The sequence below is a fragment of the Parvimonas micra genome (assembly GCF_021300775.1).
Lineage (GTDB): Bacteria > Bacillota > Clostridia > Tissierellales > Peptoniphilaceae > Parvimonas.
In genome coordinates this window covers 35,008-49,583 of record NZ_JAJTJP010000001.1, presented here as the reverse complement: position 1 = coordinate 49,583, position 14,576 = coordinate 35,008, and the positions used below count along the sequence as shown (strand labels likewise).

Below are 14,576 nucleotides of genomic sequence, written 5' to 3'. Positions count from 1 at the left end.
CATAAAATTCTAATTTGCCAATTTTTCATTCATTTTATTATACCATTTTCCCCACATATTGTCATTCAATCAAGCTGAATATTCATTTTTCTAACTATATTTTTTAATCCAATATAAAATAGTACAAGATTTTTAAGTTTTTTTCTTTTGCCTTATTTTATCCTTAAATAGTTCATCATCTTGACTCATTTCCTTCCGATTTACTAATTTTTGTTCAAGTCGATTTTCTTATAAAAAAAGATTGAAGACTACTCTTCAATCCCTTAATTCTATTTAACAAATTTTATTATAAAAAATCCATTATGTTTTTGTTTTTCAGGTAATAATTTTATAAATTTTTCTGACTTACCCAAAAATTCAAAATCTTTTATTTTTAAATTTTTATGTTTTTCTAAAAAATATATGACATTTTCTTCATTTTCACATTTCAAAACAGAGCAAGTACTGTAAACTATCTCTCCTTTATCTTTTAGATATTCTACTGCATTATCAAAAATTTTTCTCTGTAATTCAATTATTTCATCAATAGTTTCTTTGCTTCTAAATAATTTTATTTCAGGCTTTCTGTCCATAACTCCAATTCCTGAACAAATTACATCACAGAGTATATAGTCGAATTGTTCTTTATATTCCTCTTTGTAAATTGAAGCGTCAAAATTTAGTAATTTTACATTTTTTACATTAAGTCTATTACAATTTTCTTCTATCTTTTTTAATTTACTCTTTACAATATCATTTGCAAAAATTTCCCCTGTATTTTTCATCTGAAAAGCTAGATGACAAGTTTTTCCACCCGGTGCAGAACAGATATCTAAAACTTTTGAATTTTTACTTGGAGCTAAAACTTCTCCCGTTAGAATACTTCCAACATCTTGAACCGTAAAATCTCCTCTTTTAAAACTTTCAGTTTCCAGTATATTAGTAGGATTTTCTACAAAATAAGTTAGTTTTGAAATTTCAGATTTTTTAAGCTTGTATCCGTCTTTTTCCAGGTCCTTAACAACTTTTTCTTCCGTCTTTTCAAAAGATGAAATTCTTATTGCAAAATGAGGTTTGGACATAGAATTTTCAAGAATTTTTATAGTTTCTTCCCTACCATAATCAAAAAGCAATATCTTTACAATATCCATATTTGCAGAGTATTTTATAGAGATAGCTTCCTCTACATTGTCAGCTTCAATCTTTACAAAGTCTTCTTTATTTCTTAAAAAATTTCTTAAAGATCCATTAACAAAAGAGGAAAATTTTTTTAGTTTAAAAACTTTTGTAAGATTAACAGCCTCATTAATTATTGCAAACTCAGGAATTTTATCCATAAAAATAATCTGATAAATAGAAATTCTTAGAATATTTAATATATATGGATTGAACTTTTTAATTCTTAATTTACAGAGTTTTTTGATTATATAGTCAAGATAAATTCTGTTTTCCAAAGTCCCATATACTAGTTCTCTTAAAAATTTGCTATCTAAATCAGAAATATTTTTTGTGTTTTTATTTAATAAATTTGTTGAATTTGAATTTTCATCTTTGATTTCACAAAGAATTTCAACTGCAAGTTTTCTCATTATTTTAAAATTTCTCCAACTTTTATAGAGTTACCACGAAGATAATCTTTAACTAAAACTCTCTTTTTACCAGAAAATTGTATTTCCAAAAGTTTTATACTTCCATCCATAGTTTTAACAAAAATTGCATCATCTGAAACTTTAAAGATTGTTCCAACATTTTCATCTGGATTTTCTTTTGAAATTTCAGCTCTATGAACTTTTATATTCTCTTCCAAATATTCACAAAATGTACTAGGCCAATTATAAAAACCTCTAATTTTGTTAAAAATATTTCTTGAAGTATCATTAAAATCAAGTTTTCCCATTTCCTTTTTAATCATAGGAGCATAGGAAAATTTATCTCCTTGTTTAACTCTGTTTTCGTATTTGTTTTCAAAGTCATTAATAGTTTTAACAATCAATTTTGAACCCATTTTTGAAAGTCTTTCATAAAGTGTTTCAGCATTATCTAAATCAGAAATTTCTGTTTCTTCAATATCTAAAACATCACCAGTATCAAGCCCAACATCTATTGACATAATACTAACACCTGTCTTTTCTAGGCCATTTACAATAGCCCAATTTATCGGTGCAGACCCTCTAAGTTCTGGTAAAATTGAAGCGTGAATATTTAAAATTTTTCCATGCATAAAGTCGATTAATCTTTTATCAATTATCTGTCCAAATGCAACCACGACAATAAAATCAGGATTTATTTTTTTTACAATTTCAAAAAATTCATCACTCTTTACACTGTCGGGAGTTATTACTTCAAGACCAAGTTCCAATGCTCTTTGCTTTACGGGAGTTGGTAATAATTTTTTTCTATTTCTAAGTTTGTCTTTTTGAGAAACAACTAAAGAAACTTCAAAATTTTCATTTAAAGTTTCTAAAGGTGGAACTGCAAAATCAGGAGTTCCCATAAAAATTATTTTTTTCATTATTCTTCCTCACCGTAATACAATTTTTCATACATTTCAGCTTCTTCTCCTTCTAAAGCTAAATCTGTAAATAAAATTCCATTTAAGTGATCTATTTCATGACAGACACAAACAGCCAAAAGACCAGTTGCATCAATTATTTGTTCATTTCCATCAATATCTGTATATTTGAATTTTACTTTTTCAGGTCTTCTAACAAAACCTCTAACATCTGGAATTGAAAGACAGCCCTCTGGTCCAACTTGTTCACCAGAAATTTCTAATATTTCTGGATTTACCATTTTAAGTAAACCATGCTCATCTCCAACATCTATTGTTACAAGTCTTTTTAAAATTCCAATTTGAGGACATGCAAGTCCAACACCTTCTGAATCATACATTGTTTCTACCATGTCTTCTAGTAAATCTTTTATTTTATCATCTATAACTTCGACTTTCCTTGCCTTTTTTCTAAGAACAGGATCGCCATCAATTCTAACATTTCTTAATGCCATTTTTCCTCCTTAATCTATCGTCAAAATTAATTTTCCATTTTTTTCAGTATTGAAAGAATACTTTTTATTAAAAATTAATTCCATTAAAAATTGTCTAAAGACATCATAGTCTTTTAGAACTTTTATTGTTAAATTATATCTATACACCATATTTACCCATTTTATTGCATCCGGATTAGGTCCTAGAATAATTATATCTTTTAAATTTATTTCTTTTTTAAATTTATCAAAAATTAAATCTCTTATTTTTTTCAATTCTTCCATACAATTTTCAACACTTTTACTCTTAAATTGAAAATTTACAATATGTGCCTTTGGCGGATAGAGAAAACTTTTTCTAAAATTAATTTCTTCTTTGAAAAACTCTTCATAATTATGATCAGAAGAATTAACAATGCTGTAATGACTTGGCTTATATGTTTGAATTATTACTTTTCCCTCTTTATCTCCACGACCTGAACGACCTGCAACCTGTGTTAAAAGTTGAAAAGTCTTTTCAGCAGATTTAAAAGACGGAATATTCAAACTTATATCAGCTAGTACAACTCCTACCAAAGTTACATTAGGAAAATCAAGTCCTTTTGATATCATCTGAGTACCGATTAAAATGTCAATTTCTTTATTTTTCATCTTTCGATAAACTTCTTCATAAACTCCTTTTTCCTTAGAGGTATCTGCATCTACTCTACAAACTTTCGCATCTTTAAAAGCATTTTTAATATAGTCTTCCAATGCTTCCGTTCCAAAACCAAATTCTTTTATGGACTGTTTAAAACAATTTGGACATATTTTAGGCTTGGGTTTAGTTCTTCCACACATATGACAAATACAAATATCTTTTCTATTATCCTTATGATAAGTCATAGAAATATCGCAGTAATCGCATTTTTGAACGTAACCACAACTTCTACAAAAAACAAAAGAGCTTCTTCCTCTTTTATTTAAAAATAGAATTACCTGTTCTTTTCTTTCCAAAGTTTTTTGTATTTCTTCAAATAGACTATTACTTAAAATACTTTTATTCCCAAGTAATAATTCTTCCCTCATATCTACTATTTCAACTTTAGGCAAAGAATTTTTTGTAGCTCTATTTTTTAGCTCCAAAAGTTTAATATCATCACTATTTGTTCTTGCATAAATATTTACGGAAGGAGTTGCAGAACCTAAAACAAGTTTTGCATCAGTCAATCCAACTAAATATTCTGCAACTTCATGAGTATAATATTTAGGATTTTGATCACTTATATAACTTGACTCATGTTCCTCATCAATAATAACAAGTCCCAAATTTTTTACAGGAGAAAAAATTGCAGATCTAGCTCCAACTACGATCTTTATATCCTTATCTTGAATTTGTTTCCATTGATTTAGTTTTTCAATCGTTGTAAGTCTGGAATGAATAATTGCAATATCATTTCCAAAACGTCCTGAAAAACGTTCAATAGTCTGTGGTGTAAGACTAATTTCAGGAACTAAAATAATACTACTTTTTCCCTGTTCGAGCATATTTTCAACAAGTTGAAGATAAATCTCAGTCTTTCCACTTCCTGTTATTCCATGAATTAAAAACTTATCATTTTTAGAACTCAAAACATTATCCAAAACATCTTGTTGTTCTTTATTTAACTTTAATTTTATATAGCTATTTGTATCTTCAACAGAATTTTTATAAACTTTATCTTCAGTTTGAATAAGTGCATTTACTAAAAGCAATAAATCTACAACAGATTTAGAAAAGTTATTTTCTCTTAAATCTTTAACATTTACAAAATCTTTTCCCTTTAAAAAATTTATAAGTTCTAATTGTTTTACAGCGTTTTTACGAATTTTTGAAAAATCAAAATCTTCATTTAGTTTAACAAATTTTTCTAAAAATTTATTTTCCGAGTTATTATATTTATACTTTTTTACTAAAATTTCATTTTCAATTAGATAATTTACCTTTTTATCATCATTATAAAATTCCCTAATTTCTAAAATATTTTTCCTTTTTGAAAAAAATTCAGTTTCAACAGTTGAAAGTTCAGTAGTTTTTTCTTTATTTAGAACAAAAAATTCTTCAATTTTACTCCAATCTCCAGGAGGCAAAACACAATTTAGACAATAGGAAAGATTTGTAATGTACTTTTCACTCATAAACTTTGCTAGCTTAATCTGTGTTTTACTTACAATTTCCTTCTCATCTAAAACCATATTAATTTCTTTGAATTTTATATCTGACTGAATTTCTTTTTCATCTAAAATATTTATAACAAGACCAACAGTTCCCTTATTTCCTTTACCAAAAGGAACAATTACCCTCTTACCTATTTGTATTTCTTCTTCAATAATTTGTGGAACTTTATAGGTAAATATATTTTCAGCCCTTGATAGTAAAAAAGACTTAACAACAACTTCTGCTAACATATTTTCTCCAAAATAGCATCTAAAATTTTATCTGCAATTTCTCTTTTAGTTAACACTTCTGTTTCAAGCTCACTGTCTTTTGTAATAATGGTAACCTTATTAAAATCAGAGCCAAAGCCCCTATCTTTTAATGAAACATCATTTGCAACTATCATATCTAATTTTTTATTATTCATCTTTGAAATTGCATAATCTTTAACTGAGTTTGTTTCAGCCGCAAAGCCTACAACAAATTGTGATTTTTTATACTCTGAAATACTTTTTAAAATATCAAGATTGTTTTCAAGATCAATATTTTCAAAATTTTCTGTCTTTTTGATTTTAAAATCTTTTTTGTTTTTAACCTTAAAATCAACTGGTGCAGCAGGCATAATTAAAATATCTGAATCATCAAAATTTTCTTTTAGTGAATTATACATATCTTCATTTGTTTTTACATCAATGTATTCAATACCAAAGTTTCTATAATCACTATTAACCTTTCCACATACTACTTTTACATCAGCTCCACGTCTTTTTGCACAAAGAGCTAACTCATTTCCCATTTTTCCACTACTGTAATTTGAGATATATCTAACAGGATCAATATCTTCAATTGTGGCACCATTTCCAATTAAAATCTTTTTTCCTTGCAAATCTTTTTTCACAAAATAACTTTCTATTTCCTCAAAAATTCTTTCAACTTTTGGGAATTTTCCCTTACCATAATCTCCACAAGCAAGACGACCATAATCAGGACTTAAAACAATATGTCTTTCTTTTAAACTCTCAATATTTTTTTGAGTTGCTGGATTTTCATACATATTAACATTCATAGTTGGTACTAAAATCATTTTTTTAGTATGAGCAAGTACTATATTTGTGATTAAATTATCTGCAATTCCGTAAGCAATTTTAGCCATAGTATTAGCTGTAAGTGGCGCAAGAACTATACAGTCTGCTTCTTTTGCAAGTTTTATATGCTTAACTTCACTGTCCATATCTCTTTCAAACACATCACTATACACCTTATTTTGACTAATAGTTTCAAAAATCAAAGGATTAATTAGTTTAGTTGCGTTTTCAGTCATAACAACATTAACTTCATATCCAGCCTTAACTAACATACTTACTAAGTCTAAAGACTTGTAAATCGCAATCCCAGAAGTTACCCCAACTAAAATATTTTTTTTCATCTTAATCTTCCTTTTCTTTTTTAGTTACCTTTTCAGCTACAATTTCTTGAAGTGCTTGAGTAATTGGTTTTTGAGCATCTGTTTCCATTAAATTTTTAGATCCGTTTACAATTCTTCTAGCTCTTTTACTTGTCATTACAACTAGTGCATATCTACTCTTATCAATTTTTTCTAATTCTTTAAATGATGGATTTATCATCTTTTATTCCTCCTATTTTTTAATCTTTAATCTTTCGGCTTCAATAATAGCCTTCATTTTATCAACACTTTCATCTATAAAATCATTCACTATGGAATAATTATATTCATTTAAAAACTCAACTTCTTTTTTAGCATTGTTCATTCTTAAATTTATAGTTTCTTCATCTTCTGTTCCACGTTCTACAAGTCTTCTTTTTAACTCTTCAAAATCCGGTGGTAAAACAAAAACTAAAACTGCATCTGGGTAATTTTTCTTTACTTGTAATGCACCTTGAACGTCAATTTCTAAAATTACTACATCTCCGTTTTCAATAGAATTTAAAACAAAATCCTTAGGTGTTCCATAGTAATTTCCATGAACTCTTGCATACTCTAAAAGTTTTCCATCTTCAATCATTTTTTCAAACTCATCATTTGATACGAAAAAATAATTTTTACCATGTTCTTCATTAGGTCTCTTGTTTCTGCTTGTTGCAGAAATTGAGTATTTAATATCTGTATTATCTCTTAATAAAATATCACAAATAGTACCTTTGCCAACTCCTGACGGGCCTGAAACAACCATCAAAAATCCCTTTTTCATATTGCCTCCAAAATTACTCAACGTTTTGAATTTGTTCTCTAAGCTTTTCTATAATGACCTTCATTTCAATAACATAAGTTGAAATCGCATAATTATTTGATTTACTTGCAATTGTATTGATTTCTCTATTCATTTCTTGTAATAAGAATTCAATTTTTTTACCAACTTGACTTTCAAGATTTAAAAACTTTTTAAAGTTTTGAATATGTGAATTAAGTCTTGTTATTTCTTCACTTATATCAAGCTTATCAGTATAAAAAATCACTTCAAGATTTAATCTATTAACTTCACTTTCAGACAATTCACCACAAAACTCATTAAGTTTTAATTTTAATCTATCAATTTGATTATTTAAAACATCTTCTTTTCTTTCAATAATATTCTCTAAATTATTTTCAAAAGCAGAAAGATTATCTAGTAAATCTTTGTTCAGATTTTCACCTTCCACTAGTCTCATTGATACAAGTTCATCTACAGCTTTTTCAACTGACTCAAGAACATTATTTTTTAAATACTCTTCATCTATTTCAGAAGTCTTAACTTCAACTACATAGTCATTTCTAACAATATGTCCAATACCAACAGAAGCATCTATTCCAAGTTTAGTTGAAATACTTTTATATGCTTCAAAATATGCAGAAGCCAATTCGTAATTAACATCTAAAGCTGAGTTATTTTCGGAAAACTTTTGTTTTCCTCTTATAAAAATATCAACCCGTCCTCTTGATAATTTTTTTCTTACAACTTTTTTAATATCTTCTTCACAAAAATTTAAAAAATATGGTAGCTTAACTTGAATATCCAAAAATTTATGATTTACAGCTTTCATCTCAAAAGACAAATCATAATTTTCATCAACGAACTCACTTCTACCATAACCAGTCATTGATTTTAACATATTTTTCTCCTTAAAAATTTATATTATTTTTATATTTAACTATTATATTTGTATTAAAAAATTTTTACAATACTTTGTTACGAAAATTTAATAATTTTCTTTTTTGAATATTTTTTTAAAAAACTTTACAAAAACACTATAATGCATTATAATAAAGTTATAAATTGATAGGATATAGGAGGAGTCTATGACAATACTAAAAGAAAAAATTTACTCAATATTTAGTTTTTTAATATTTTTATTTTATCTAATAACCTTAGAATTATCAGCCGGAGCTTATCCTTCTGATGAACCATATATGCATAGTTTAACAATATTTAAAAATATTCCATTGAGTATTTCTCTAATTTTTATATTCGTTTTTGTTTTATTATTGGTAACTAAAAAGACAAAATATCTTTTAACAATAAATGTAGGAATAATTTTATTTTTTATATTAAGAATTTATAACTTTTATAGATTTTATAAAAGATTATTTCACGATGGAATAACTATGATTTTATTTTTCCTTGCTATTGTTTCAATAGCTACAATTTTTATATCAATTTCAAAAATTTTAAAAAAGTCTAATTGATTTTTCTTTTTTTAATTTGACATGATATAAAAATATGGGTATACTATACCTAGTAATATGGGGATGAACTGGCTTCGACGGGGAGGTTGCAGTATCATAAGCGAATTGTTGTATCCAATCAACATAAAAAGTGGTAAATTAAATATAAACGCAGAAAATAATAATTTTGCATTAGCTGCTTAAGACAGCTATTTGGAGTCTATTCTTTTCCCACAAAAGACTAAACTCTATCATTAATTACGTGGGCAACCTTTACAAAAGTTCTTAGATTTGTAATTGTATTTATAAGATACCTTTAACTGATTTTGTTAATTTATAGGTTATTGGGAATTTTAAAATTGACTGTATTCGGAGAAAGTGATATGAATGCCTTTTCGGACGTGGGTTCGACACCCACCATCTCCACCAATCAAAAGTTCTTGTTATATAAGTTTATAAAATGGCTTATTTTCAAGAACTTTTTTATTGAGTTTTTATATAATATTATATAACTTTATATAAAATTATATAAAATGGCACACCAATGGCAACCTAAACAATAAAACTTTTGCCATATTTTTTTGTTGAATAGATATTCAAGTTTTATGTATAAATATTTTTTAAAATTTTTTTAAAAAGTATTGATATCATGATAATAATATGAAATAATATATAAAAAAGGAGGAAAGATATAATGAAGCCGACGAAACATCGGAAAAAAGAAAAAAACTAACAATTAAAGAATTCAAGTTCAAAATCAATCTTTTCTTTGTTAGTTTAGAATTTACAATCGTAAGGGAAAAATAACCCCTTTACGACTTCATTATAGCAAAAATAGTTTTGAAAATCAAGTTTAAAATCAAAAAAACTACATTAAAAGAAAAAATACAGTTTATATTTTCTGTTATAGTATTAATAATAATTATATATTTTGTTTGTAGGTAAGAATGAAAGAAAAAAGAAAAGGCTATAAAACAGCTAAGCAACAAAAAGAGGCTGACAAAAGGTAGATTGAAAAAATAAGGAACACAAAAACTACTTAAATAGACGTTCGAATGCTAGAGGATTTATAAGAAATTTAGCTAAAAAGAAAAATTGTAAGAACTTCAAAAAATAATTATAAAAACATAAAAAAATCTAAGATTTGCTAGAATTTATAAAATTGCTCATTGACAAAAAAAGACACCTTTTACAGTGTCTTAATTTAAAATTTCTATTTTTTCTATTTCTGACTGTACAACTATTTCATTTCCAAACTCTAATAATGGTTCGTCTTCTTCATCTTCTGCTTGAATATAACAATCACAAATAACATTTAAGTTTTTACCATTTATTAAATAAATTTTCACTTTTTTGCCTACACAGCTTTTCATTTCTTGTGTTGTAACCATACTTTACCTCTTTTCTAGTATAGGAACAATATGAGTCCCTTTATCTTTACTATAATGTATTGCAAATCTTCTAGTTAAAATTTCTTTTTTAGTTTCTTCATCAATAACATATCCAATAGGAACATCATTCATGAAAAATTGCTTATTGATCCATTTTCCAGTAGTTTGAATTCTTTTTATGTCTCCAGTCCCAGCAAATTTATCTACTAAGTCTTGAGGATTTGTTGTATCAAGTATATAACTTTTTCCAGAATAGTTATTGTGATTTCTTATATGTTTACCTTGTTTACCTTCATGTATAATTAAATTATAATTATTTTTGATTTTTCTTCTTAATTTTTCATCTAATTCATACATTTTTATATTAAGACCACTATTCGATAGATTATACTTTTTATTAGCTAAATCAATAAATTCTTTATTAGCAATAACACTCTTTCCGCTTAGTCGTCAATTTCATTATACATCAAAATACTTTTTTTGATATTTCTTATATCTCTTTCCATTTGTCTTTGAATTTGTGTTGCTTCATAATAGCTGAATTCTTTGCCTTTATAATGTATTGTATTGTTTTGTTTTGTAATTTATTAAGAAAATAATTTGAATAATAACTTGAGAGGAATTGAAAAAAGAAAAAAACTAACAATTAAAGAATTCACCTTCAAAATAAATCTTTTCCTTGTTAGTAATCTTTTCTTTGTTAGTTTTGAAATTATAATCGTAAGGGGAAAATAACCCCCTTACGACTTCATTATAGCAAAAATAGTTATGAAAATCAAGTTTAAAATCAAAAAAACTACATTAAAAGAAAAAATATAATTTATATTCTCTGTTATAGTATTAATAACAATTATATATTTCGTTAGTAGGTAAGAATGAAAGAAATAAGAAAAGGCTATAAAACAGTTAAGCAACAAAAAGAGGCTGACAAAAGTTAGATTGAAAAAATAAGGAACACAAAAACTACTTAAATAGACGTTCTAATGCTAGAGGATTTATAAGAAATTTAGCTAAAAAGAAAAATTGTAAGAACTTCAAAAAATAATTATAAATACATAAAAAATCTAAGATTTGCTAGAATTTGTAAAATTACTCATTGACAAAAAAGACACCTTTTAAAGTGTCTTTTTTTAAGCTATTTAGTTTTTAATAATTATATTTTTTTAATGCTTGTACTAAAAGTTCGTCATATATTTTATAATATTTCAAATCTATATCTGGTTCAATAGGTTCACATATCTCCTCAAGAATATAGTCTACAAAGTCGTCTTCTTCATTTGTTAAATTTTGATAAGGTGCATTTTTTTCTAAATTTACATAAAAATCAAAACAATACTGCCAGTTTGTTTTTTCATTAGATAAATATTTTTTTATATCTTTTATAAAATTATCCATTGTCATATTCTGTCTATACTCCCTTTTTTAACTTATTTTTAACTTGATTTTTTGTCTATGATAAAAGTAATTTAAATACTATTACCTTTATTTGAAACAACCCTTATGAAGTTTTCATCACCATATCTAAAAGTATTAAATTCTTTCTAACCCTTAAATTTAAGACTAATTTTTTACATTACCATTTGTAAAATAATTCTTTAGCTAGTTTTAATTATTGGGATAATTTATCCAAAAATGGTTTATCATCTATTCCTAAATCCATTTCAGCACAAATATCTGGTAAATCTTCGTTTAGAAATTCTGTAACTTCTGCATTTTCTTTATACATTTCATCATAATTATCACATAAAAAATCTTCCAAATATAGTGAAAAATCTAATGAATTATATTTATGTTTTTTATTTATAGCTAATTCTATTTCTTTAAATAATTTTTCTATCAAATTTTTCTTCAATCTTTATTTATAAAATAACTCTTTAGCTTTGTATATTTCAATTCTTAAACGTCTTTTAAATTCTTCATTACGTTTATCATCTCCATACTCTGCTATATCTGTTATTTCTGGTAAATCTTCGTTTAAAAATTCAGTAACCTCTGCATTTTCTTTGTACATTTCATCATAATTATCGCATAAATAATCTTGAACATAAAAAGCAAAGTAATGAGTTTCTTTTTCTTCGTGTTTACCTTGAAAAAATAAATCTACATCATTAAATAATTTTTCTATCATATTTTTCTCCAATCTTTATTTATAAAACAACTCTTTAGCTTTGTCTATTTCAATTCTTAAACGTCTTTTAAATTCTTCATTACGTTTATCATCTCCATACTCTGCTATATCTGTTATTTCTGGTAAATCTTCGTTTAAAAATTCAGTTATCTCTGCATTTTCTTTGTGCATTTCATCATAATTATCGCATAAATAATCTTGAACATAAAAAGCAAAATAATCAGTTTCTTTTTCTTCGTGTTTACCTTGAAAAAATAAATCTACATCATTAAATAATTTTTCTATTAACATTTTTATAATTCCTTTTCTTTGGTATTTAAATCATTTAAATATTCTTTTACTGTGATAGGACCTGTAATTGGTCCACCCACATATTCAAACCTAAGTTTTGTGTTAGGATTATTTAAAATTTTTTTTATTTTATCTTCATAATTTTCTGGAATATTATTTGTAATTTCCTTTCCTCTAAGAAAACATATACTAGTAGATGATATTTCTACTCCTCCACCTAAACTATTAGAATACTGGTGAACATTTGTCATTGCATATCTTCCATCTTCAAGCAAAAAAACAACTGAGCCTGTAGGATAATATCCTAATATTTTTTTAAATTTTAACATTCTTTTTAATTTTCTCCTTATGATTATACTTAATTACGAATAATATTTACTAGTATATATAATTTAAATCAAAATATCCCAATTCATATGCATCTTTTTCTTCTTTCAGACATCTTTTTATAATTTCTATCTCATAATCTTCTGAAATAGTCATATTTGGTAAATTATCATTGAATTTTTCTCTATATAATTCTCTTAACTCTTCAATGTTATTCATAAATACTCTCTTTCTTTGATATAATCATTTTATTTAATGTAGAATATATTAACATCTATATTATACCATTTTTAAAAAAATATGAAAGTTCTTATATTTAAATAAAAAATAATTGCCTTTATATATATTTAAGTTTATAATAAAGAAAAGGAAAACTTTTATTTGTTAAAGGAGAATTTATATGAAAAAAGTTGTTATTATGCTATTAATAAGTATTATGTTAGTTAGTTGTTCTGGTAAAGATAATAACGAAGAGAATAAAGCTATCAAAGAGTTACAAGAACAAAAAGACTCTTTAGAAAATAAAAATAATGAATTACAAGAAAAAATTAATTCTTTGGAAAAAGAAAATAAAGAATTAAAAGAAAAACAAGGAAGTTTAGGAAATGAAACTCTTTCAAGTGAATCTATTGCAAAAATTAATAAATATTTACAAGAATTTAATAATTCTAATAAGCATTTTGCCAAGGCTACTTTAGATGAAAAAAATAAAATAGTTAATATTGAATTAGTTGAACAAGCTGCATCTGATGTGTCAGGAATGATTGATGCTAAAAATGAAGGCAGAGCTAACGAGAATATTCGAGATTTATGGAAAAGAGAAGTTACCGGAACTGCTTTAACTATTTCAAAAAATATTAATAATGATATAACAGTAAAAATTTTACAACCATTAGATAAAAGCAAAACCATAGTTGAAGTAAAAGGTGGAGAAGTTATTAAAGATGTTGTTAATAATAAATAATATTTTACCTTTAATTATTGATTATTATATATTTATGTTTTATAATACTAATAAGTAAATTAAACATTTACAAATTTTTTATTTAAGGAGAATTTTTATGAAAAAAATTATTGCTTTGTTACTAGTTGTATTTACACTAGTTAGTTGTTCAGGAAAAAATGATACAGCTAAAAATGTTGAAAATGGTGCACAAGAAAGAATTGCAGAATTAGAAAAAGAAAATAAAGAATTAAAGGAAAAACTTAGTCAATATCAAAAGGAACTTATTAGTAATGAATCAGGACAAAAAATCGAAAAATACCTTGAAAGTTTCAATAATACAATAAAAGATTTTGGTAAAGCTGTTTATGAAAAAAATGAAAAAAGAATTAGATTTAAACTTGACAATCCTGCTGCAACTGATATTAATGGAGCTCTTAGCAATTTAAAAGATGGCAAAGTTACTGATAAAGACCGTGAAAATTGGAAAAAATACGTTCTTGATCCTGCTGTAAAAGTTTCAAAAAATGTTAGTAGTGATATTACAGTAATAGTAAAATCTCCAGTTGATGATAAAATTATACTTGAAGTAAAAGGTGGAGAAGTAGTTAAAAACGAATTAAAATAATAATTAATACTTTATAATTTAGTTTTAAAATAGCAAACAAAAAAGAACAGAAACCTGTTCTTTTTTT

The 14,576-nt window shown here is 25.4% G+C and carries 20 protein-coding genes and 1 other RNA gene; 4 read left to right on the top strand and 17 right to left on the bottom strand.

What is annotated here, in order from left to right:
* Positions 1-269: 269 nt before the first annotated feature.
* The 8 genes from rsmB to LW893_RS00270 are packed head-to-tail and all read right to left on the bottom strand — an operon-like array spanning position 270 to position 8,248.
* Positions 270-1,568, bottom strand: a complete 1,299-nt coding sequence (rsmB, locus tag LW893_RS00305; protein WP_233055242.1) for a 16S rRNA (cytosine(967)-C(5))-methyltransferase RsmB — start codon at positions 1,566-1,568, stop codon at positions 270-272.
* Entirely contained in the window at positions 1,568-2,491 is a 924-nt protein-coding gene (gene fmt / locus LW893_RS00300) for a methionyl-tRNA formyltransferase (protein ID WP_233055241.1), read from the bottom strand. Before fmt ends, rsmB begins: the two co-directional genes overlap by 1 nt.
* On the bottom strand, positions 2,491-2,985 hold the full coding sequence (gene def, locus LW893_RS00295; protein ID WP_233055240.1) for a peptide deformylase: 495 nt from the start codon (positions 2,983-2,985) through the stop codon (positions 2,491-2,493). The genes fmt and def overlap by 1 nt, the downstream gene beginning before the upstream one ends.
* Positions 2,986-2,994: 9 nt before the next feature.
* The gene (priA, locus tag LW893_RS00290) at positions 2,995-5,391 is read right to left on the bottom strand and encodes a primosomal protein N' (protein ID WP_233055239.1); all 2,397 of its coding nucleotides are present in this window, start codon (positions 5,389-5,391) and stop codon (positions 2,995-2,997) included.
* A complete protein-coding gene (gene coaBC, locus LW893_RS00285; RefSeq protein ID WP_233055238.1) occupies positions 5,385-6,566 on the bottom strand; it encodes a bifunctional phosphopantothenoylcysteine decarboxylase/phosphopantothenate--cysteine ligase CoaBC in 1,182 nt (393 codons plus the stop codon). The genes priA and coaBC overlap by 7 nt, the downstream gene beginning before the upstream one ends.
* 1 nt (position 6,567) lies before the next feature.
* Positions 6,568-6,765 (bottom strand): DNA-directed RNA polymerase subunit omega, encoded by a 198-nt coding sequence (gene rpoZ / locus LW893_RS00280; RefSeq protein ID WP_068473103.1) that lies wholly within the window; start codon positions 6,763-6,765, stop codon positions 6,568-6,570.
* Between the two features lie 12 nt (positions 6,766-6,777).
* A complete protein-coding gene (gene gmk, locus LW893_RS00275) occupies positions 6,778-7,350 on the bottom strand; it encodes a guanylate kinase (RefSeq protein WP_233055237.1) in 573 nt (190 codons plus the stop codon).
* A 13-nt stretch (positions 7,351-7,363) separates the two neighbouring features.
* Positions 7,364-8,248 (bottom strand): YicC/YloC family endoribonuclease, encoded by an 885-nt coding sequence (locus LW893_RS00270; protein WP_233055236.1) that lies wholly within the window; start codon positions 8,246-8,248, stop codon positions 7,364-7,366.
* Between the two features lie 187 nt (positions 8,249-8,435).
* Here LW893_RS00270 and LW893_RS00265 point away from each other — a divergent pair, with 187 nt between their 5' ends.
* Both LW893_RS00265 and ssrA read left to right on the top strand, forming a co-directional pair.
* Positions 8,436-8,822: a hypothetical protein gene (locus LW893_RS00265; RefSeq protein WP_233055235.1), complete on the top strand. Its 387-nt coding sequence runs from the start codon at positions 8,436-8,438 to the stop codon at positions 8,820-8,822.
* 59 nt (positions 8,823-8,881) lie between these two features.
* Positions 8,882-9,230: a transfer-messenger RNA gene (gene ssrA, locus LW893_RS00260) on the top strand.
* 770 nt (positions 9,231-10,000) lie between these two features.
* Here the strand turns inward: ssrA and LW893_RS00255 are convergent.
* From LW893_RS00255 to LW893_RS00220, 9 genes are all read right to left on the bottom strand, one after another.
* Complete coding sequence (locus tag LW893_RS00255; protein ID WP_233055234.1) at positions 10,001-10,192, bottom strand: hypothetical protein; 192 nt, start codon at positions 10,190-10,192, stop codon at positions 10,001-10,003.
* Between the two features lie 3 nt (positions 10,193-10,195).
* Complete coding sequence (locus tag LW893_RS00250) at positions 10,196-10,549, bottom strand: polymorphic toxin type 50 domain-containing protein (RefSeq protein WP_233055233.1); 354 nt, start codon at positions 10,547-10,549, stop codon at positions 10,196-10,198.
* 86 nt (positions 10,550-10,635) lie between these two features.
* Positions 10,636-10,776, bottom strand: a complete 141-nt coding sequence (locus tag LW893_RS07180; protein ID WP_420094852.1) for a phage minor capsid protein — start codon at positions 10,774-10,776, stop codon at positions 10,636-10,638.
* Positions 10,777-11,338: 562 nt separating this feature from the next.
* Entirely contained in the window at positions 11,339-11,593 is a 255-nt protein-coding gene (locus LW893_RS00245; RefSeq protein WP_233055232.1) for a hypothetical protein, read from the bottom strand.
* Positions 11,594-11,801: 208 nt separating this feature from the next.
* Positions 11,802-12,032: a hypothetical protein gene (locus LW893_RS00240; protein ID WP_233055231.1), complete on the bottom strand. Its 231-nt coding sequence runs from the start codon at positions 12,030-12,032 to the stop codon at positions 11,802-11,804.
* Between the two features lie 15 nt (positions 12,033-12,047).
* Positions 12,048-12,320 carry a hypothetical protein gene (locus LW893_RS00235; protein ID WP_233055230.1) on the bottom strand — a complete coding sequence of 91 codons (273 nt, stop codon included), beginning with the start codon at positions 12,318-12,320 and terminating at the stop codon, positions 12,048-12,050.
* A 15-nt stretch (positions 12,321-12,335) separates the two neighbouring features.
* Positions 12,336-12,611 (bottom strand): hypothetical protein, encoded by a 276-nt coding sequence (locus LW893_RS00230; protein WP_233055229.1) that lies wholly within the window; start codon positions 12,609-12,611, stop codon positions 12,336-12,338.
* Between the two features lie 2 nt (positions 12,612-12,613).
* Complete coding sequence (locus LW893_RS00225) at positions 12,614-12,940, bottom strand: hypothetical protein (protein ID WP_233055228.1); 327 nt, start codon at positions 12,938-12,940, stop codon at positions 12,614-12,616.
* A 49-nt stretch (positions 12,941-12,989) separates the two neighbouring features.
* Entirely contained in the window at positions 12,990-13,157 is a 168-nt protein-coding gene (locus LW893_RS00220) for a serine/threonine protein phosphatase (protein WP_233055227.1), read from the bottom strand.
* 181 nt (positions 13,158-13,338) lie between these two features.
* On the opposite strand from LW893_RS00220, the gene LW893_RS00215 reads away from it, so the two are divergent.
* Positions 13,339-13,902 carry a hypothetical protein gene (locus LW893_RS00215; protein ID WP_233055226.1) on the top strand — a complete coding sequence of 188 codons (564 nt, stop codon included), beginning with the start codon at positions 13,339-13,341 and terminating at the stop codon, positions 13,900-13,902.
* A gap of 97 nt (positions 13,903-13,999) precedes the next feature.
* Positions 14,000-14,509: a hypothetical protein gene (locus tag LW893_RS00210; protein ID WP_233055225.1), complete on the top strand. Its 510-nt coding sequence runs from the start codon at positions 14,000-14,002 to the stop codon at positions 14,507-14,509.
* Positions 14,510-14,576: the final 67 nt, after the last annotated feature.